This window comes from Flavobacterium aquiphilum, from assembly GCF_027111335.1.
GTDB lineage: Bacteria > Bacteroidota > Bacteroidia > Flavobacteriales > Flavobacteriaceae > Flavobacterium > Flavobacterium aquiphilum.
Map to the genome: position 1 here is coordinate 973291 of NZ_CP114288.1, position 19575 is coordinate 992865.

At 36.0% G+C, this 19575-nt stretch carries 18 protein-coding genes and 1 riboswitch; all 18 genes read left to right on the plus strand.

Features of this window, described 5'->3' with window-relative positions:
• Nucleotides 1–86 precede the first annotated feature (86 nt).
• The 18 genes from OZP12_RS04045 to OZP12_RS04130 all read left to right on the plus strand — a co-directional run bounded on the left by OZP12_RS04045 (nt 87) and on the right by OZP12_RS04130 (nt 19436).
• Entirely contained in the window at nt 87–1379 is a 1293-nt protein-coding gene (locus tag OZP12_RS04045; RefSeq protein ID WP_281227770.1) for an O-acetylhomoserine aminocarboxypropyltransferase/cysteine synthase family protein, read from the plus strand.
• 136 nt (nt 1380–1515) lie between these two features.
• Nucleotides 1516–2517: an alpha/beta fold hydrolase gene (locus OZP12_RS04050; protein ID WP_281227771.1), complete on the plus strand. Its 1002-nt coding sequence runs from the start codon at nt 1516–1518 to the stop codon at nt 2515–2517.
• Between the two features lie 939 nt (nt 2518–3456).
• Nucleotides 3457–3669, plus strand: a complete 213-nt coding sequence (locus OZP12_RS04055) for a hypothetical protein (protein ID WP_281227772.1) — start codon at nt 3457–3459, stop codon at nt 3667–3669.
• A gap of 236 nt (nt 3670–3905) precedes the next feature.
• Nucleotides 3906–4013: riboswitch (SAM riboswitch) on the plus strand.
• 76 nt (nt 4014–4089) lie between these two features.
• Nucleotides 4090–5052 carry an alpha/beta fold hydrolase gene (locus tag OZP12_RS04060; protein ID WP_281227773.1) on the plus strand — a complete coding sequence of 321 codons (963 nt, stop codon included), beginning with the start codon at nt 4090–4092 and terminating at the stop codon, nt 5050–5052.
• Between the two features lie 20 nt (nt 5053–5072).
• Nucleotides 5073–7487 (plus strand): bifunctional aspartate kinase/homoserine dehydrogenase I, encoded by a 2415-nt coding sequence (gene thrA, locus OZP12_RS04065; RefSeq protein WP_281227774.1) that lies wholly within the window; start codon nt 5073–5075, stop codon nt 7485–7487.
• Between the two features lie 54 nt (nt 7488–7541).
• Nucleotides 7542–7784: a putative signal transducing protein gene (locus tag OZP12_RS04070; RefSeq protein ID WP_194641163.1), complete on the plus strand. Its 243-nt coding sequence runs from the start codon at nt 7542–7544 to the stop codon at nt 7782–7784.
• A gap of 75 nt (nt 7785–7859) precedes the next feature.
• On the plus strand, nt 7860–8297 hold the full coding sequence (locus OZP12_RS04075; RefSeq protein WP_281227776.1) for an OsmC family protein: 438 nt from the start codon (nt 7860–7862) through the stop codon (nt 8295–8297).
• Between the two features lie 29 nt (nt 8298–8326).
• Nucleotides 8327–9499 carry a trans-sulfuration enzyme family protein gene (locus OZP12_RS04080; protein WP_281227777.1) on the plus strand — a complete coding sequence of 391 codons (1173 nt, stop codon included), beginning with the start codon at nt 8327–8329 and terminating at the stop codon, nt 9497–9499.
• A gap of 100 nt (nt 9500–9599) precedes the next feature.
• Nucleotides 9600–10100: an RDD family protein gene (locus tag OZP12_RS04085; RefSeq protein ID WP_281227778.1), complete on the plus strand. Its 501-nt coding sequence runs from the start codon at nt 9600–9602 to the stop codon at nt 10098–10100.
• Nucleotides 10101–10154: 54 nt separating this feature from the next.
• A complete protein-coding gene (locus OZP12_RS04090) occupies nt 10155–10577 on the plus strand; it encodes an alpha/beta hydrolase (protein WP_281227779.1) in 423 nt (140 codons plus the stop codon).
• A gap of 220 nt (nt 10578–10797) precedes the next feature.
• Nucleotides 10798–11208, plus strand: a complete 411-nt coding sequence (locus tag OZP12_RS04095; protein ID WP_281227780.1) for an RrF2 family transcriptional regulator — start codon at nt 10798–10800, stop codon at nt 11206–11208.
• Between the two features lie 165 nt (nt 11209–11373).
• Nucleotides 11374–12075: a phosphoadenylyl-sulfate reductase gene (locus tag OZP12_RS04100; protein WP_281227781.1), complete on the plus strand. Its 702-nt coding sequence runs from the start codon at nt 11374–11376 to the stop codon at nt 12073–12075.
• A gap of 122 nt (nt 12076–12197) precedes the next feature.
• The gene (cysD, locus tag OZP12_RS04105) at nt 12198–13097 is read left to right on the plus strand and encodes a sulfate adenylyltransferase subunit CysD (RefSeq protein WP_281227782.1); all 900 of its coding nucleotides are present in this window, start codon (nt 12198–12200) and stop codon (nt 13095–13097) included.
• A gap of 110 nt (nt 13098–13207) precedes the next feature.
• Nucleotides 13208–14452 carry a sulfate adenylyltransferase subunit 1 gene (locus OZP12_RS04110; protein WP_281227783.1) on the plus strand — a complete coding sequence of 415 codons (1245 nt, stop codon included), beginning with the start codon at nt 13208–13210 and terminating at the stop codon, nt 14450–14452.
• A 136-nt stretch (nt 14453–14588) separates the two neighbouring features.
• On the plus strand, nt 14589–16679 hold the full coding sequence (locus OZP12_RS04115) for a nitrite reductase (protein ID WP_281227784.1): 2091 nt from the start codon (nt 14589–14591) through the stop codon (nt 16677–16679).
• Entirely contained in the window at nt 16672–17445 is a 774-nt protein-coding gene (gene cobA, locus OZP12_RS04120; RefSeq protein ID WP_281227785.1) for a uroporphyrinogen-III C-methyltransferase, read from the plus strand. Before OZP12_RS04115 ends, cobA begins: the two co-directional genes overlap by 8 nt.
• 149 nt (nt 17446–17594) lie before the next feature.
• Nucleotides 17595–18182, plus strand: coding sequence for a precorrin-2 dehydrogenase/sirohydrochlorin ferrochelatase family protein (locus OZP12_RS04125; RefSeq protein WP_281227786.1), 588 nt, complete (start codon nt 17595–17597; stop codon nt 18180–18182).
• Nucleotides 18183–18383: 201 nt separating this feature from the next.
• Nucleotides 18384–19436, plus strand: coding sequence for an NAD(P)/FAD-dependent oxidoreductase (locus OZP12_RS04130; RefSeq protein WP_281227787.1), 1053 nt, complete (start codon nt 18384–18386; stop codon nt 19434–19436).
• The last annotated feature ends 139 nt before the right edge of the window (nt 19437–19575 follow it).

The window sequence follows — 19575 nt, forward strand, 5'->3', positions numbered from 1 at the left end:
ATTACTTTAGTAATCGTAAAAAAATAACAATCAGTATTTAATAAAAAAAAGATAAAACAATTAACAACATTTAAAAAATTAGAATCATGAGCACACAAAAATTCGCAACAAACGCTTTACATGCAGGACACGATGTATCAAAAAACGGTGGAACTAGAGCCGTACCTATCTATCAAACCACTTCGTATGTATTTAATAATTCAGAACATGCCGCCAAATTATTTGGGTTAGCCGAAGCTGGATTTATCTATACGAGATTAAATAATCCGACCAATGATATTTTGGAACAACGATTGGCAGCTCTGGAAGGAGGAATCGGAGCGGTGGTTACCGCTTCAGGGACATCGGCAATTACAACGGCTTTATTGGTGTTGTTAAAAGCTGGTGACCATATCGTGGCATCAAACAGTTTGTATGGCGGAACTTATAATTTGTTAAAAGTTACACTGCCAAGGTTAGGGATTACAACCACATTTGTTGACCCAACCGATCCTGAAAATTTTGCTAAAGCCGTTAAAGAAAATACGAGAGCTTTTTTTGTCGAAAGTTTAGGGAACCCAAAATTGGACGTGCTGGATCTTCATGCAATTTCGGAAAAAGCCAAAGCCCACAAAGTTCCTTTTATTGTTGACAATACGGTGGCTTCCCCTTATTTATTGAATCCGATTGAGTACGGAGCAGATATTGTTATCCATTCCTTGACGAAATATATTTCCGGAAACGGAACCTCGCTCGGAGGTGTAATTATCGATGCCGGAAAATTCGATTGGAGCAACGGAAAATTCCCTGAATTTACGGAGCCTTCGGCAGGGTATCATGGCTTGGTTTATCATGAAGCCTTGGGTAATGCCGCTTTCATTGCAAAAGCGCGCGTCGAGGGATTAAGAGATTTTGGGGCTGCTTTGAGTCCGTTTAATGCTTTTCAAATTATTCAAGGTTTAGAAACATTGGAAATTCGTATCAAAAGACATAGCGAAAATGCTTTGGCGTTAGCGCAATGGCTAGAAATTCAAGACGAAGTGGCATGGGTGAACTATCCGGGATTGAAAACAAGCAAACATTACGTAATAGCTCAAAAATATTTGCCTAAAGGACAAAGCGGTGTGGTGACTTTTGGATTAAAAGCAGGTTTTGATGCCGCCAAAAAAGTTGCCGATAACACTAAGTTGTTTTCTTTATTGGCCAATATTGGAGACACAAAATCCTTGATTATACATCCGGCAAGTACCACGCATCAACAGTTGTCAGATGAGGAGCAAATTTCAACAGGAGTAACCAAAGATTTAATTCGACTTTCAGTAGGGTTAGAAGATATTGAGGATTTAAAAGCGGATCTAAAAGCAGTTTTTGAAACCATTAAAAATCCTCATTTAGTATAAAGTTGGTTTTGGTTTGTTAGTTAGACTGCCTTGGCTTTTTGGTTATCCGAGGCAGTTTTTAAAATCAAGATTATATAAGGATCCTAAGGATTGAATCTCTTGGTGTCTGAAAGATTATTAACTAAAAATATTCAGAATGGAAAATTTACAAAAAATAGATCTCTTTAATTTTGATTTGGAAATAGGAAAACAGAAGGCTTATCTCCCCTTGTTTTATCAGGTTTTTGGGCAGCCGCTAGGCAGTGCGCCAATTGTGGTGGTGAATCATTCATTGACAGGAAATTCTAATGTTGCCGCAAAAAATGGTTGGTGGAGCGGAATTGTGGGAGACAAAAAAGTCGTGGATATCGATTATTTTACGGTTATCGCCTTTAATATTCCCGGAAATGGATTTGATGGGAATTTGGATAATTTGATTGATAATTATAAGGATTATAGCATTCGTGACATCGCCCGTATCTTTTGGGAAGGGTTGTTTTATTTAAAAGTGCAGCATGTTTATGCAATAATTGGAGGAAGTTTAGGCGGTGCAATAACATGGGAAATGGCTGCTTTACATCCTGATAAAATTGACAATTTGATTCCAATTGCTACTGATTGGAAAGCAACTGATTGGGTTATTGCCAATGTTTTGATTCAGGATCAAATTTTAAATCATTCGGATGATCCAATTGTAGATGCCCGTTTGCACGCTACTTTATTGTATAGAACACCAGAATATGTGAACCAAAGATTCCGAAGAAGTAAATTGGATGAATTGTCGGTGTTGCAGATAGAAAATTGGTTGTTGGATCATGGGGTTAAATTAAAAAACAGATATCGTCTTGCGGCCTATAAGTTGATGAACCATTTGCTGAAAACAAATGATATAACTAGAAACAGACCCGATTTTCTGACGGTGACAAATGCTATTGATGCCAACATTCATCTAATTACCGTCGATACGGATTATTTGTTTATTGCCGAAGAAACCCGAAAAACCTACAGGGAGTTGTTGGGGAGGAAACAAAATGTGTTTTATCACCAAATCCAGTCCATTCACGGTCACGACGCTTATTTGATAGAGTTCAATCAATTGTCCGATATTTTGAGACCAATTTTTAACCTTCATAAAGAGCAAAACTATGTCAGTGCATAATGATATGGATGATATTTTAATTTCAAAGGACAATTTTATTTGATATTGGCAGTTTTAATATTTTATGACTAAGTTTCTCTACTGAATTTTCGGGATTAAAATGTTGAATTAAAGTTTTTATTCGAAAAAATATAACATTGTGTTAAATTTTTGTTTTCGAATAATTGTAAGTAACTGATTTTAAGCATCTTTAGTTTTAATTATTTGTTGGTTAATCATTAAATTTGCGTTAAGCGTTTGGATAATTGGAAAAAAGTTTAGATATTTGTTACACAAAAATAAAAAAAGGGAAAAATGAAGTTTAATCTTTGCAATATGTCACAAAAAGCCATTCAGGTGAAAACCTGTAGGGGAGGTGTATAGCTTATTTTAAATTTTAAAATATAAAGTAAAAAACCTCCCTTCAAAAATAAGGGAGGTTTTTTTTTTGAGATTAAAACGTTAAAAAAATAATAAGAAGAAGTAAAACAATAATTAAGAATGAAACAACAATACACTGTTAAGGCTGTCATTTGCAAAGCGAAGAACAAGATGATGCGTGAATATGCCATGATGTGTGTTTGTATTTGCTGATTCCAAAAGTATAAGTTTGTCGTATAACTTAAACCCTTTTGGATGTGTGTCTAAAAGGGTTTTTTGTTTTTTAGGTCTTAAAGGAATAAACAGAAATAAAATAGAAGTTCAATAAATAACAATTAAAAAAGAGAAATTATGAGTTCAAAAGCGCAAAACAGAATGGACAAGGGATTTAATGCGATTTTCGAAAAGGGAGCAGCATTTCAATGCCGGTTTCAGATGCAGTACTGTCAGGTCCAGTTATAAAGCGCACAATTGATTTTTAGGAAACAAAACTCGTTGTGCATTGAAAAAAAACAAATGTTGTAGAACATTTAAGCTATAAGCCACAAAACAAATATTAAAATTCAAAAATTAAAGATCATGAAAACTATCACATATATCGCCAACGGAGTAGAGTTACTAAAAAACACAATTTTGAAAGCAATAAAAAAAGTTGAACCATTTAACCCTATCAAAGAATTGGATCACCCAAGATTTCACATTGATGAAACCTTCAATTTGAAAGAGAGGAAAGGAAAAGACTCTTTATTGTTTCACATGTACTCTAAAGAAAATGACACTCTTTTTATCTAAGTCATAAAAAATACCTTAAGAAATATTAGGTAAAAATATTTGCCACGAATTGCACGTATAAAAACGCGAAAGATAACTTTTTTTGAAGAGAAAGAATTTCGTGAGAATTAGTGCAGTTCTTGGCAATTTTTTAATCGATGGGCAGCAATTGTTTTGGAGAGGAATTTAATAATAATTTGGTTGTTTCATAAAATTGTAGTTAATTTGCACCTTTAAAAGTTCAGACACGTATTGAAATGTTATAAAGAAAGGTAGAGGGATTAGACCCGATGAAGCCTTAGCAACCCTTCGATTTATCGGAGAAGGTGCTGCATTCTACCACGCCAAACGTGGAAAGATAACAAAAAGAATTCATTCGGTTTTTCTAACTTTCTTCATAATATTTCCAGGTACAAATCAAAAAATCAAAAAGATTTGAAATTGGAAAATAAACCAACCACAATTACAATACAAAATTTCACTACCGAAAGTGGTGCTTTTTATGCTACGATCAATTTGAGTTACAATCTTTTTGGCCCTGCATTGCATACCGCGCCTATTGTTTTGGTCAATCACGCCTTAACCGGTAATTCTCAAGTGGTAGGTTTAAAAGGATGGTGGAATGTTTTGATAGGAGAAAACAGAACAATTGACACCAATAAATACACCATACTTGCTTTCAACGTGCCAGGAAACGGATATGACGGCACCATTATCGAAAACTATTTGGATTTTACGGCTCGTGATGTGGCCAGACTTTTTATAGAAGGGCTCAAAGCGCTTCAGATTAATGAATTGTATGCTATTATCGGAGGGTCTGTAGGTGGCGGAATTGCTTGGGAAATTGCTGCGTTGGCTCCACAACTTACAAAACATTTAATTCCGATTGCAACCGATTGGAAGTCTAGCGATTGGCTGATTGCCAACTGTTTTTTGCAGGAACAAATTTTAAATAATTCGGCTAAGCCAATAGAGGATGCCCGCATTCATGCGATGTTGTGCTATAGAACGCCTGAGTCTTTTAAAGCAAAATTTGATCGGACTATCAATGAGGAATTGGCTATTTTTAATATCGAAAGTTGGTTAAAACATCACGGAAACAAATTGCAAAAGCGGTTTCAGCTTTCGGCATACAAGCTGATGAATCAATTGCTGAAAACAATAGATATTGCCAGAAACAGGGAATCTTTTCTTAGCGTGGCAACACAAATCGAGGCAGATATCCATATTATCGGAATCAATTCGGATTTGTTTTTTACGATAAATGAAAATAAAGAGACCTACGAAACATTGAAAAAACATAAACAAAACATAAGCTTTCAAGAGATTGATTCCATTCACGGACACGATGCATTCTTGATTGAATACAAACAATTGGACAATTTGCTTAAAGGAATATTTTAAGCTAGGAAAATATATAAAATATGAAAATATTAAAATTTGGAGGGAAGTCTTTGTCAAACGGAGACGGAATCAATAAGGTGGTTGCGATAATCGCCGGAAAAGTAAATAAAGGAGAACAAATTGCAGTTGTCGTTTCTGCGCGAGGAAATGCTACGGACGAATTGGAAGATATATTAACATTGGCGGCCAAAAATGGTGATTATAAAACACTTTTTGACGATTTTAAAAACTATCAACAAGACGTTTATCACGATGTGGATTTGTCTGAAGAATTCAGTAAGTTGGAAAAACTTTTTGAAGGAGTTAGTCTGATTGGAGATTACAGTGTAAAAATTAAGGACGAAGTATTATCCAAAGGGGAGTTGATTTCGGCCAAATTGCTTACGGCTATTTTGCAGAAAAATGGTATAAAAGCCAATTTTGCCGATACGAGAGAATTGATAAAAACTGACTCGAATTATGGTGATGCACAGCCTGTTGAGCAACTTTCTAAGAAAAATGTAGTGGCTTATTTTAAGGAACATAATGGAGAAACGGTAAATGTCGTTACCGGTTTTATTGGTTCCAACAGTAAAAATGAAGCAACAACTTTGGGAAGAAACGGAAGCAATTACACCGCTTCGTTGTTGGCAAATTATCTTGATGCGACGGAACTTCAAAATTATACTCATGTTGACGGAATTTATACGGCCAATCCTGATTTGGTTTTGGATGCCAAAAAAATAGACCATTTGACGTTTAATGAAGCGAATGAATTGGCCAATTTTGGAGCTACCATTTTGCATGCAAAAACGATTATTCCTTTGTTGGAAAAAAATATTCCGCTTCGAATTTTGAATACTTTCAATCATGAAAATCAAGGGACATTAATTACTTCAAATACTGATAAAGAAGGAATTAAAACACTTTCGGTTCTTGAAAATGTAGCTTTGGTGAATTTGGAAGGAAGAGGATTACTAGGAAAAACTGGTGTTGATGCCCGTATTTTCAGAGTGATGGGTGACAACGAAATAAGCGTTAGTATCATTTCGCAAGGTTCATCTGAAAGAGGAATCGGGCTTGTGGTTGATGCCGATAAAGCGACCCGTGCAATGATTGAATTGGAACGCGAGTTTGAAAATGATTTTTATTCCAAAGACGTTAATAAAATAACGGTTACCGATAATGTTTCGGTGATTTCGATTATCGGGCAGGATTTGAGTACGTTTCACAAACCATACACGGCTTTGATCAAAAATAAAATTGTTCCAATCCTTTTCAACAACACGGTTACGGGAAAAAACGTGAGTTTGGTGGTGAAAAAGTCGGAATTGAACAAAGCTTTGAACGTAATCCACGGGGAGATTTTTGGGGTTTCCAAGAAAATCAATATTGCGATTTTTGGTCATGGATTGGTTGGCGGAACGTTGATTAACCAAATTTTGGAATCGGCCGGCGCTATCGAAAAACGCAAAGGAATCAAATTGAATGTTTTTGCTATAGCCAATTCTAAAAATGTTCTTTTGAATAAAGATGGAGTTTCGCCAAATTGGAGAAATGAAATCCAAAACAATGGTGTTTCCTATTCGATTGAAGATGTTATCGCTTACGCAAATGAGCATCACTTGGAGAACTTGATTGCAATAGACAACTCGGCAAGTACTGCTTTTGTTGAAAATTATATCAAATTGGCCGAGAATAGTTTTGACTTGATTTCTTCAAATAAAGTGGCGAACACCTTGAGTTATTCATTTTACAAACAATTGAGACAGGTTTTGGCGAATAACCAAAAAACGTATTTGTATGAGACGAACGTTGGTGCCGGTTTGCCGTTGATTGATACAATAAAATTATTACACCTTTCGGGCGAAAACATTACGAAGATAAAAGGAGTTTTCTCGGGAACTTTGAGTTATTTGTTTAATAATTTCTCTGCCAAGGATGTTCCTTTCAGTGATATTTTGAAAGAAGCCATCGATAACGGTTACACCGAGCCAGACCCAAGGGAAGACCTTTGCGGAAATGACGTAGGTAGAAAATTATTGATTTTGGCTAGAGAATTAGACTTGCAGAATGAGTTTGAGGAGATTTCAATCCAAAACTTGATTCCAGAGCATTTACGTGAAGGAGATGTCGCTGATTTCTTGAACAAATTGAAAGAGTTTGATCCGATTTATGACAAAATTAAAGCCGATCAACAACCAAATCACGTGTTAAGATACATCGGTGAATTGTCAGGTGATTTGCAAAACGATAAAGGAAATCTTGAAGTGAAACTAGTTTCTGTACCAAAAGATACTGCTTTGGGCGGATTGAAAGGTTCTGATTCATTCTTTGAAATTTACACTGAATCCTACGGAGACCGACCAATCGTGATTCAGGGAGCAGGAGCAGGATCTGCGGTAACGGCAAGAGGGGTTTTTGGAGACATTTTGAGATTGTCGGATAAAGGGTAGAGATTTTAGATTGCATATTTTAGAAATTAGATTTCAGATTTTAAAAAAAAAGCTATGGTAGAAGTTTTTAGCGGGTCGTATTTTGAGGCAATGAATGTTAGAAATTTATTGGAGGGAAATGAAATTTCAGTTTTTACTCAAAATGAATTCATGTCAAATATTGAGCCTTGGGTTGTTACTGCGGGAGGATTAAATCCTGTAAAACTTCAAGTTGATGAATCTGATATGGAAGCATCAAGAACAATAATTGAAGATTATTTAAAGGGTAATAATAATTTAGAGACTGAGGATAAATAAAAATAACAAAACTCCTGCTTTGGCTCCCCTCTCTTTTGGAAAGGGGCTGGGGGTGAGGAAATAACAACAATAACAATGAAAATAACACTTAACAGAGTAAACGAAAATTTCCATTTTGAATTAAAAAACGAACGCGGTCATATTGTGAATGTGGATGCGCGTCCTGATTTTGGAGGAAATGACATGGGACCAAGCCCAATGGAATTGGTATTGATGGGAGTGGCAGGCTGCAGCGGAATCGATATGATTTCGATTTTGAAAAAACAACGTCAGGAAATCACTTCTTTCAAAGCTGATGTAGAAGGAGAGCGAGTTCAAGTGGGGGAGGCAAAACCATTTAAAGATATTTATGTGGTTTTTTACCTTGAAGGAACGATTAAAGAAGATAAAGCTTTGAAAGCTGCTCAATTATCATTCGAAAAATATTGCTCAGTTGCCAAAACAGTGGAACCAACAGCAACAATACATTATAAAGTAATTTTAAACGGGGTTGAATTAGAGAAAACTAATTAAACAACTTTAAACAATTTTAAACAAAAGACATGAGCGAACAAGAATACGGTTTTGAAACCGAAGCCATTCGTAACCAAATTGAGAGAACGCAATATTTGGAGCATTCAGTGCCCTTGTACTTAACATCGAGTTTCGTTTTCGAAGATGCCGAAGACATGCGTGCTTCTTTTGCAGACGAGAAGGATCGTAATATTTATAGCCGATACAGCAATCCAAATACTAACGAATTTGTAGATAAGATTTGCAAAATGGAAGGTGCTGAGGCCGGTTTTGCATTTGCATCGGGGATGGCAGCGGTGTACTCTACTTTTGCAGCTTTGTTGCAAGCGGGAGATCATATCGTTTCGTCAAGCAGTATTTTTGGGACTACCCATTCTTTGTTTATGAATTATTATCCAAAGTGGGGTATTGAAACTTCTTATTTTGATCTTACCAAACCGGAAACTATTGAAGCTTTGATAAAGCCAAATACGAAGATTCTTTTTGCTGAATCACCAACGAATCCGGCTGTAGATATTATCGATTTGGAACTTTTGGGAAATATCGCCAAAAAGCACAATTTGATTTTGATTATCGACAACTGTTTTGCGACACCATACATTCAGCAGCCAATAAAATGGGGAGCACATTTGGTGATACACTCTGCCACCAAATTGATTGATGGACAAGGAAGAGTTTTGGGAGGAATCACCGTTGGTAACGCCAATTTGATTAAAGATATTTACTTGTTTTCAAGGCTTACAGGTCCTGCCTTATCACCGTTTAATGCTTGGGTTTTATCAAAAAGTTTGGAAACTTTGGCAATTCGTGTGGAAAGACATTGCGAAAATGCATTGAAAGTGGCCGAGTTTTTGGAAAAACATCCAAACGTAAACAGTGTGAAATATCCATTCCTAAAATCGCATCCACAATATGATATTGCCAAAAAGCAAATGAAATTGGGTGGTAATATCGTTGCTTTTGAAGTAAAAGGCGGAATCGAAGCGGGAAGAGCCTTTTTGGACAAAATAAAATTATGTTCGTTGTCTCCGAATTTAGGGGATACAAGAACAATTGTAACGCATCCGGCTTCTACAACACACAGTAAACTGACAGTTGAAGAACGTTTGGCAGTAAGTATTACAGACGGATTGGTGCGTGTTTCTGTAGGGTTGGAAACCGTCGAAGATGTAATCGCCGATTTAGATCAGGCTTTATCTTAAATGAATCCATTTTTATTTGGTACTTGCTTTTTTTGATTTAAAAAGATTACATTTGTGCGTAATAGAAATACGTAATAATTGATAATTTTTGATTTTAAACATGGAAAACACTACATATATTCTTGATGAAAAATTATTAGTATCCGGCGGGAGAAGGTTCTTGAATTATATTTTGGATTTATTTTTTTATGTGATATTTATTTTTTGTGTGGCCTTTATTACGACGCTCGTTGCTGCGTTGTTAGGTTTGACAGATTTAGTTTTTTGGTTGCAAAATATTCCTGATATGCAAGCAAATGTAATAGCTGTTATTGTAATGTTAATCTATTATATACTTACAGAAGGAATATTTGGCAGATCGCTTGCCAAATTCATAACAGGGACTGTAGTAGTCGATGAAAACGGAGAAAAGCCAACATTTGGCATTCTGTTTCAAAGAACACTATGTCGCTTAATTCCATTCGACGCTTTATCTTTTTTAGGTAATTCAGGAAGAGGTTGGCATGATTCTATCTCAGATACATATGTAGTTGATAAAAAAGAACTAGAAAAAAGTATAAGAGTATTTAATGAAATGGATCAAATAGGAGAATTTTCATAGGTAAATGAAATTATAATAATAACCCACGGTTTTAGCCGTGGGTTTGTTTTTTATATGAAACCAAGACTAATCATTTTATCGGATTTATGGGGAAAGGAAAAATCAGATTGGGTTTCCAATTATGTTGAATTATTGAAAGACAAGTTTGAAATCCACTATTATGATTGCTGTGAATTGGGAGAAATTGACAAAAGTGATTATACAGAAGAAAATCTCCACAGTCAGTTTGTTGATGGTGGAATCGAAAGGGCTGTCAAAAATCTTTTGAATACAGAAAAAAGTCAAATTACTATTCTCGCTTTCAGTATCGGCGGAACCATTGCTTGGAAAGCCTCCTTAAAAGGTTTAAATGTTTGTCAATTATTTATTGTTTCATCAACTCGATTGCGATTCGAGAATACTATTCCGAACGGAATCATAAAACTGTATTATGGGGAAAATGATAGCAATAAGCCTAGTAATGGTTGGTTAGAATGACATTCGTTAGATTTTGAAATCATAAAAAATAAGCAGCACAATTTTTATACTGAAAAAGATTGTGCAATTACCATCTGCAACAAAATTTTAAAATAATTTCATACAATTGATTGACAAAACGATAAAGTTTGTAGTTTCGTAAAATATTTCGGAAACGATTTGTTTCGATTCAAAAAAAAATCTGAAATCTAAATTCTAAAATCAGCAATCTTAGATCAACATGCTTTCAAAGAAAACAAAATACGGAATAAAAGCACTGACTTTTTTGGCACGCCAGGAAAATAATACTCCTGTGCAAATTGCCGAAATTGCCAAGAATGAACATATTTCTATAAAATTTTTGGAAAGTATTTTGTTGTTGTTGAGAAATTCCGGTTTCCTTGGTGCCAAAAAAGGAAAAGGCGGCGGATACTACCTAATAAAGGATCCAAAAGACATCAATATGGCCAAAGTATATCGAATTCTCGAAGGGCCAATTGCTTTGTTGCCGTGTGCGAGTCACAATTTTTATGAAAAATGTGATGATTGCGATGATGAAACCACCTGTGCCGCACGCCGCTTAATGACTGAGGTTAGGGACAATACACTTAAGGTTCTTGAGAGTAACTCGTTGGCAGACATCGCTTTTTAATCTATTAAATTTTATTTAAAATTATTTGCAATTTAAAAAAAAGTGTTACTTTTGCAAAGTAATCTAGTAACCCGATAGGGTAATAGATTTAGAAACATTAAAATAAATCCACTTTCCTCCCTCTTTTTTGGAGAGGGCGGGGTGAGGAAAAAGAAAGGATAAAAAATGAGTACAGAAATAGCAAATGCTTTATTAGAAAAAACGAAAGGTTTCTCGATTGAGGAGACTTTGGCTTTTTTGGCTAATGAATATAAAGACAAGGTAGTTTTTTCGACTTCATTTGGGCAGGAAGATCAGGTAATAACTGCTTTGATTGCCAAAAATGAATTACCGATCAACATTTTTACGTTGGATACCGGTAGATTGTTTCAGGAAACCTATGATGTTTTTCATAAAACAGTTAAAAAGTACAAAGTTGCTATTCAAACGTATTTTCCGGATGCAAAGGACGTAGAGAATTTATTGAACAAAAAAGGACCAAACAGCTTTTACGAATCGGTGGAGAACAGAAAAGAATGTTGTTTTATTCGAAAAGTAGCACTGTTAACAAGAGCTCTGAAAGGAAATGAAATTTGGATCACTGGCTTGCGTGCGGAACAATCCGAAAACAGAAATGATTTGAAAGCGTTTGAGTACGATGCCCATTTTAATATCATAAAATTCAACCCATTGTTAAAATGGACATTGGAAGATGTTCAAAAATATATTGATGCGAATAACGTACCACAAAATGCTTTACACAAAAAAGGATTTGTGAGCATTGGTTGTGCGCCTTGTACAAGAGCAATCGTTGAAGGGGAGGACATCAGAGCAGGAAGATGGTGGTGGGAATCCAGTCATAAAGAATGTGGATTGCATCAAAAATAAGAGGTCAGAAGTCAGATTTTTGAGAATAGATTATAGAGAGATAGAAAAATAATAATGCTTAAGAGATTTTAGTCAAGGTCAGAACCTAAACTTTTAAACTTTTAAACTTTTAAACTTTAAAAATGAGTTCAGTATTAAAAACAAATGCTTTAGAAAGCGAAGCAATTTACATATTCAGAGAAGTAATTTCTCAATTTGACAAACCGGTTTTGCTTTTCTCAGGTGGAAAAGATTCGATTACTTTGGTACGTTTGGCACAAAAAGCTTTTTTTCCTGCCAAAATTCCTTTCCCGTTATTACACGTGGATACAGGACATAATTTCCCTGAAACTATCGAATTCAGAGATAAATTAGTGGCCGAATTAGGATTAGACTTGATCGTGAGAAATGTGCAGGATGCTATCGACGAAGGAAAAGTAGTTGAAGAAACAGGGAAATATTCCAGTAGAAATACTTTGCAAACGACTACTTTATTAGATGCTATCGAAGAATTCAAATTTGATGCTTGTATCGGTGGTGCCCGTAGAGATGAGGAAAAAGCAAGAGCGAAAGAGCGTATTTTCTCTGTTCGTGATGATTTTGGTCAATGGGATGAAAAAAACCAACGTCCTGAATTGTTTGATTTATTAAACGGAAAAATTGAAAATGGTCAAAACGTTCGTGTTTTCCCAATTTCAAATTGGACAGAATTGGATGTTTGGAGTTATATCGAACAAGAGCAAATCGAAATACCATCGATCTATTTTTCACACAAACGTAAAGTTTTTTTGAGAGACGGTTTGATTTGGTCACACTCTCCTTTTGTGTACCAAGAAGAAGACGAACAAGTCGAAGAACGAATTGTTCGCTTCAGAACCGTTGGGGATATGAGTTGTACTGCCGCTGTTGAATCCTATGCAGCGACCATTCAAGAAGTAGTTGGGGAGATTCGTTCTTCGACCATTTCTGAAAGAGGAGCCAGAATTGATGACAAACGTTCTGAGGCTGCTATGGAAAAAAGAAAACAACAAGGATACTTTTAATAAGTTAGAAGTTAAGAGTTAGAAGTTAGAAGAATCAAAAAAACATACAGATTTATAAGTTTAGAGAGAATATGAAACCTCAAACTTTAAACCTGAAACAATATATTAAGATGGAAGTTTTAAAAATAGCAACAGCAGGAAGTGTAGATGACGGAAAAAGTACTTTAATCGGGAGATTATTGTATGATACTCAATCATTGACTACAGATAAAATTGAAGCAATAGAAAAAAGCAGTAAACAAAAAGGATACGATTACCTTGATTTTTCGTTAGCAACTGATGGTTTGGTTGCCGAAAGAGAACAAGGAATTACAATAGACGTAGCACATATTTATTTTTCGACTGCGAAAAAAAGCTACATCATTGCCGATACTCCAGGTCACGTAGAATATACACGAAACATGGTTACAGGAGCTTCGACTTCACAAGTGTCTATCATTTTGATTGATGCCCGTAAAGGAGTTATTGAGCAAACGTACCGTCACTTTTTTATCAATAATTTATTGAGAGTAAAAGATGTGATTGTTGCAGTAAATAAAATGGATTTAGTTGATTATTCAGAAGAAGTTTTCAATAAAATCAAAACCGATTTTCAGGCATTAAATGCAAAAAGCGCCTACAAAGAACAAAACGTAAGTTACATTCCTTTGAGTGCTTTAACAGGAGATAATGTGGTGGAGACTTTAGGAAAAATGCCTTGGTATACCGGACAAACTATCCTTCAGCATTTGGAAGCACTGGAATCAAAAGATATATATGATAATGGAAAAACCCGTTTTCCTGTGCAAACTGTAATTCGTCCAAAAACGGAAGAATACCACGATTTTAGAGGATACGCTGGTAAATTATACGGAAATTCTATTAAAGTTGGGGATGCTGTTACAGTACTACCTTCATTAACAGAATCAAAAGTGACAAACATTCACTTTTTTGACCAGCAATTTGATGAGGCGAAGGCAGGTTCTTCAATCACAATCGAATTGGAAAATGATATCAATGTAACAAGAGGGGATATGATTGTAAAATCCGACGAGCTTCCTAAAGTTGAAAAAGATATCGAGACTACAGTTTGTTGGATGGACAGTAAAAAATTAGTAGCGGGTGCAAAATATTTTGTACAACACAACACTAACAGAGTTTTGGCAAAAATTGACAGCGTGAAAAACGTAATTGCTACCGATTATTCAGGGACAACTCCAGCTTCTCAATTAGCTATAAACGAAATTGGTGAAGTGAAAATTAAGTTGAGCAAAGCCATTTATTTTGATGCTTACACAGAAAACAAATCAAACGGAGCTTTCATCTTAATTGATGCTGCAACCAACACTACAGCAGGAGTTGGGTTTATACACTAAAATCCCCACCCCAACCCTCCCCGAAAGGGAGGTAGGTAGGACGTAAAAAAGATTAGACAAAAAAGAAAACGTAACACTCCCGGTTTCGGCTCCCCCTCCTTCGGAGGGGGCTGGGGGGAGGAAAATATACAGAATTATGCAAAGTTTTAGAACCGAAATAGAGGACCCAATTGTCCAAAAAGAGATTATAGATTTAGAGAAAAAGATTTATTCCTTCCGTAACGGACAAATTGATGACGAGCGTTTCCGTAGTCTTCGTTTGGCTCGTGGTATTTACGGTCAACGTCAGGAAGGTGTACAAATGATTCGTATTAAATTGCCTTACGGAAAAGTATCTAGTGAGCAATTGAGAAGAATCACCGAAGTATCAGAAAAATATTCTACAGGACGTTTGCACATCACAACGCGTCAGGATATTCAAATTCACTACGTGAGTTTGGACAGAACACCTGAACTTTGGGCTGATTTGGCAAAAGACAATATCACTTTGAGAGAAGCTTGCGGAAACACAGTAAGAAATATTACTGCGAGTGAAACTGCAGGAATTGATGTAAATGAGCCATTCGACGTGACGCCTTATGCGCATGCGTTGTTCCAATATTTGTTGCGTAACCCTATCTGTCAGGAAATGGGACGTAAATTTAAAATTTCATTCTCGTCTTCTGACGAAGATACCGCTTTGAGTTATTTGCACGATTTAGGATTTATTCCAAAAATTGTAAACGGAGAAAAAGGTTTCAAAGTAATGCTAGGTGGCGGTTTAGGTTCACAGCCAAGCCACGCTGAATTGCTTTCGGAATTTATTCCGGTTAACCAAATTATCCCAACTGCTGAGGGTGTAATCAGAGTTTTTGACCGTCATGGGGAAAGAGCTAAACGTTTGAAAGCACGTTTGAAATTTTTGATCAAAGATTTAGGACGTGATGAATTCATGAAATTGGTTGAAGAAGAGAAAAAAGCATTGGCTTTCCATACTTACGAAATTGACACAACTGAATTTGAAGGAGCTATTACAGAGCCTTTGTTAGAAGTGCCAACAGTTACAATTGATGATGTTGCTGCTTATGAAGCTTGGAAAAAATCAAACGTAATTGCTCAAAAACAAGCAGGATATGTTGCCATTGGTATTAAAATTTCTTTGGGAGATTTTTATATCGACAAAGCAAGACAATTGGCTGATTTGATTAAAAATTATGGTGCCAATGAGTTGCGTTTTTCATTGAGACAAAATATTCTTATCCGTAATATTAAAGAAGAAAACCTTCCATTTTTCTATCAGGAATTGGCTAAATTAGATTTTGTGACTTTGGGTTACAATACTATTACTGATGTTACGGCTTGTCCCGGAACTGATACTTGTAACTTAGGAATTGCAAGCAGTACAGGTATTGCTGAGGAATTGGAAAGAGTTTTCGCAACAGAATATCCACAATACAGCAACAACAAAGACATCGCTATCAAAATTAGTGGTTGTATGAATGCTTGTGGACAACACAACATGGCCGAAATCGGTTTTCAAGGAATGTCTATCAATGCAGGAAAATTGGTGGCTCCGGCTCTTCAGGTATTATTAGGTGGAGGAAATTTAGGAAATGGAGTTGGACGTTTTTCTGATAAAGTAATCAAAATTCCTAGCCGTAGAGGACCAGAAGCTTTGCGTTTAATCTTAAATGATTTTGAAGCGAATGCAAACGGACAATCTTTCCTTAACTATTATGATGCAAAAGGAGAAAAATACTTCTATGAGTTCTTGAAACCGTTGGCAGATGTAACCAATTTGACCGAAGCTGATTTCGTAGATTGGGGTAATGCTGATAACTATGTGAAAGCGGTTGGAGTTGGAGAATGTGCCGGTGTTGTAATTGATTTGGTTGCTACATTATTGTTTGAAGCAAAAGAAAAAATAACTTTTGCATACGACGCTTTGCAAGAAGAAAAATGGGCTGATGCTATTTATTTGGCATATGCCGGATTTGTAAATGGAGCCAAAGCATTGTTGTTGTCTGCAAATGAAAAAACAAACACACACGCAGGAATCATCGAATCATTTGATACTGTTTTTATCCAAAGTGGAAAATTGGATTTAGGTTCCTCTTTCAACGAATTGGTGTACCAAATCAGAGCGAACGAGCCATCTGCGGCTTTCGCCAAAAAATATATTGAAGAGGCACTGTCTTTCTTCTCAAAAATTGAAGAATACAGAGCCAAAGATTTAGCGAATGCATAAAACGATACAACCCAAAGTAACTTTAGTGGGCGCAGGACCCGGCGACCCGGACTTGCTTACGCTCAAAGGCGTAAACGCGCTCGCTGAAGCCAACGTGGTTTTGTATGATGCCTTGGCCAATGAGGAAATACTGAAATATGCTCCCCAAGATGTCATAAAAATATTTGTGGGGAAAAGAATTGGTTCGCATGAATATTCGCAAGAGCAAATCAATCAGTTGATTGTTGATAATGCGCTTACTTATGGTCATGTGGTTCGGTTAAAAGGAGGCGACCCTTTTATTTTTGGAAGAGGAAGCGAAGAAATAGATTACGTAGAAAGTTTTGGAATCCCTACATTTGTAGTTCCCGGAATTTCATCGTCGATTGCGGTTCCCGCTTATCAGGGGATTTCGTTGACCAAAAGAGGAACTTCCGAAAGTTTTTGGGTAATTACAGGGACAACATCCAGTCGCAATTTGTCTAATGATATTGCCCTTGCAGCAAAATCATCTGCGACAGTAGTGATTTTGATGGGAATGAGTAAGCTGTCGCAAATTGTCGATTTGTTTCAAAAAGAATCCAAAGGAGAAACTCCCGTTGCGATTATTCAAAACGGAACAACGCCAAATGAAAAAATTGGCGTGGGAACAATCGATACGATTCAGGAAGTGGTTGCCGAAAAGAAATTAAGTTCACCGGCAATTATCGTAATTGGCGAAGTGGTGAAAGAAAGCAATAAATTAAAAGGTTTTTACGAAGAGTTTCTATCAAAAGAAATTGTCTAGTAAAGGAGTTCCGTAGGAACGATTTGTTTTATAGCGTCGGGTTTTAACCCGATGAAAAGAAAGGTTTTTACGGAGAATTTCTGTCAAAGGAAATCGTTTCGTAGGGTCGGGTCGAGACCCGACATAATCGACAAAGTATATAGGTAACAATGGAAAAGAACGAATTATACCCAATTTTTTTAAAACTGCACAACATCAATGTATTAATTGTTGGTGGCGGAAATGTAGGTTTGGAAAAATTGTCTTTTATGTTGAAATCCAGCCCAAACGCCAATGTTGAGGTTGTGGCGACAAAGTTCTTGCCCGAGTTGGAAGCTTTAGTTGAAAAACATCCTTCGGTTACATTAACCAAAAAGAAGTTCAAGAAAAAAATGCTCAAGAAAAGGAACATGGTTATTGCTTGTACTGATAGTTTGGAAGTTAACAAGAGAGTTTTTGAACTAGCCCGAAAGCGTTATTTGATTTGCAATATTGCCGATACACCCGATTTATGTGATTATTATTTGGGCGGAATTGTAACCAAAGGAAACGTAAAAATCGCTATTTCGACCAATGGAAAATCACCGACGACCGCCAAAAGATTACGTGAATTTTTCGAAGAAGTAATCCCTGAGGATGTGAATAAAATGGTAGAAAACCTAAACGAATACCGAAAAACACTCAAAGGAAATTTCGAAGAAAAAGTGAATAGAATGAATGAAATCACTGAAGCGCTAAAAAACAATAAGGGTGAATAGCGTCGGGTTTTAACCCGATGATTCCAAGGATGAACGAAATTACCGAATCGTTAAAAAAAAATAAGCGATTTCGGAAATTAAATAGATTAAAGAAATAATGAATGGGATTTAGTGATAATAGTCACATTTCGAAATTTAAATGATTCCTTCATTTGCACATAAAAAAAAACAAAAAAATAATAAAGAGTAAAATTTAATATAATGGTTAAAACAGACATACTTATAATAGGAGCCGGGCCAACAGGTCTATTCGCCGTTTTCGAAGCAGGATTATTGAAATTAAAATGTCATATACTTGATGCCTTACCACAACCAGGAGGGCAGTTGTCAGAGTTATATCCAAAGAAGCCAATCTACGATATTCCAGGATTTCCAGAAGTATTGGCAGGTGATTTGGTAGACGGATTAATGGAACAAATTAAGCAGTTCGAGCCTGGATTTACCCTTGGTGAGCGTGCTGAAACCATTGAAAAACAAGAAGACGGAAGTTTTATCGTTACCTCTAATAAAGGGAAAAAATTCCACGCACCTGTTATTGCCATTGCAGGTGGGTTAGGAAGTTTCGAACCAAGAAAACCGCTAATTGAAGATATCGAGTTTTACGAAGACAAAGGAGTGAAATACTTTATCAAAAATCCTGAGAAATTCAGAGACAAAAGAGTTGTGATTTCAGGAGGAGGAGATTCTGCTTTGGACTGGAGTATTTTCTTGGCAAATGTTGCATCAGAGGTAACTTTAATTCACCGTAGAAATGAATTTAGAGGAGCGTTGGATTCTGTAGAAAAAGTGCAGGAATTAAAATCAGCCGGAAAAATTAAAATGATTACTCCTGGTGAAGTTATTGGGTTGAACGGAGCAGAACATTTGGAGTCTGTTGATGTGGATATCGATGGAGCTCATCAAAACATCAAAACCGATTTCTTCATTCCGCTTTTTGGATTGACACCAAAATTAGGACCAATCGCACACTGGGGATTGGAAATCGAAAAAAATGCTATCAAAGTAAACAATGCATTGGATTACCAAACAAACATTCCTGGAATCTTTGCTATTGGTGACGTAAACACATACCCTGGAAAATTAAAATTGATTCTTTGCGGATTCCACGAAGCCACATTAATGTGTCAAGCGGCTTACCAAATCATCAATCCTGGTAAAAAATATGTGATGAAATACACCACCGTTTCCGGAGTTGATGGATTCGACGGTACACGTAAAGAAGCGCCTAAAGCAGTTGTAAAAGCGATTGTATAGTTTAGGGTTTAAAAAGTTTAAAGGTTTAAATTGTTTAAAAGTTTAAAAAGGTTAAGTATTGAGTCTTAAACTTTTTTAAACAAGATAAAACAATTTAGACCTTTTTTTTAAACTTTTAAAAAAACTTGTAAGTCGCAAG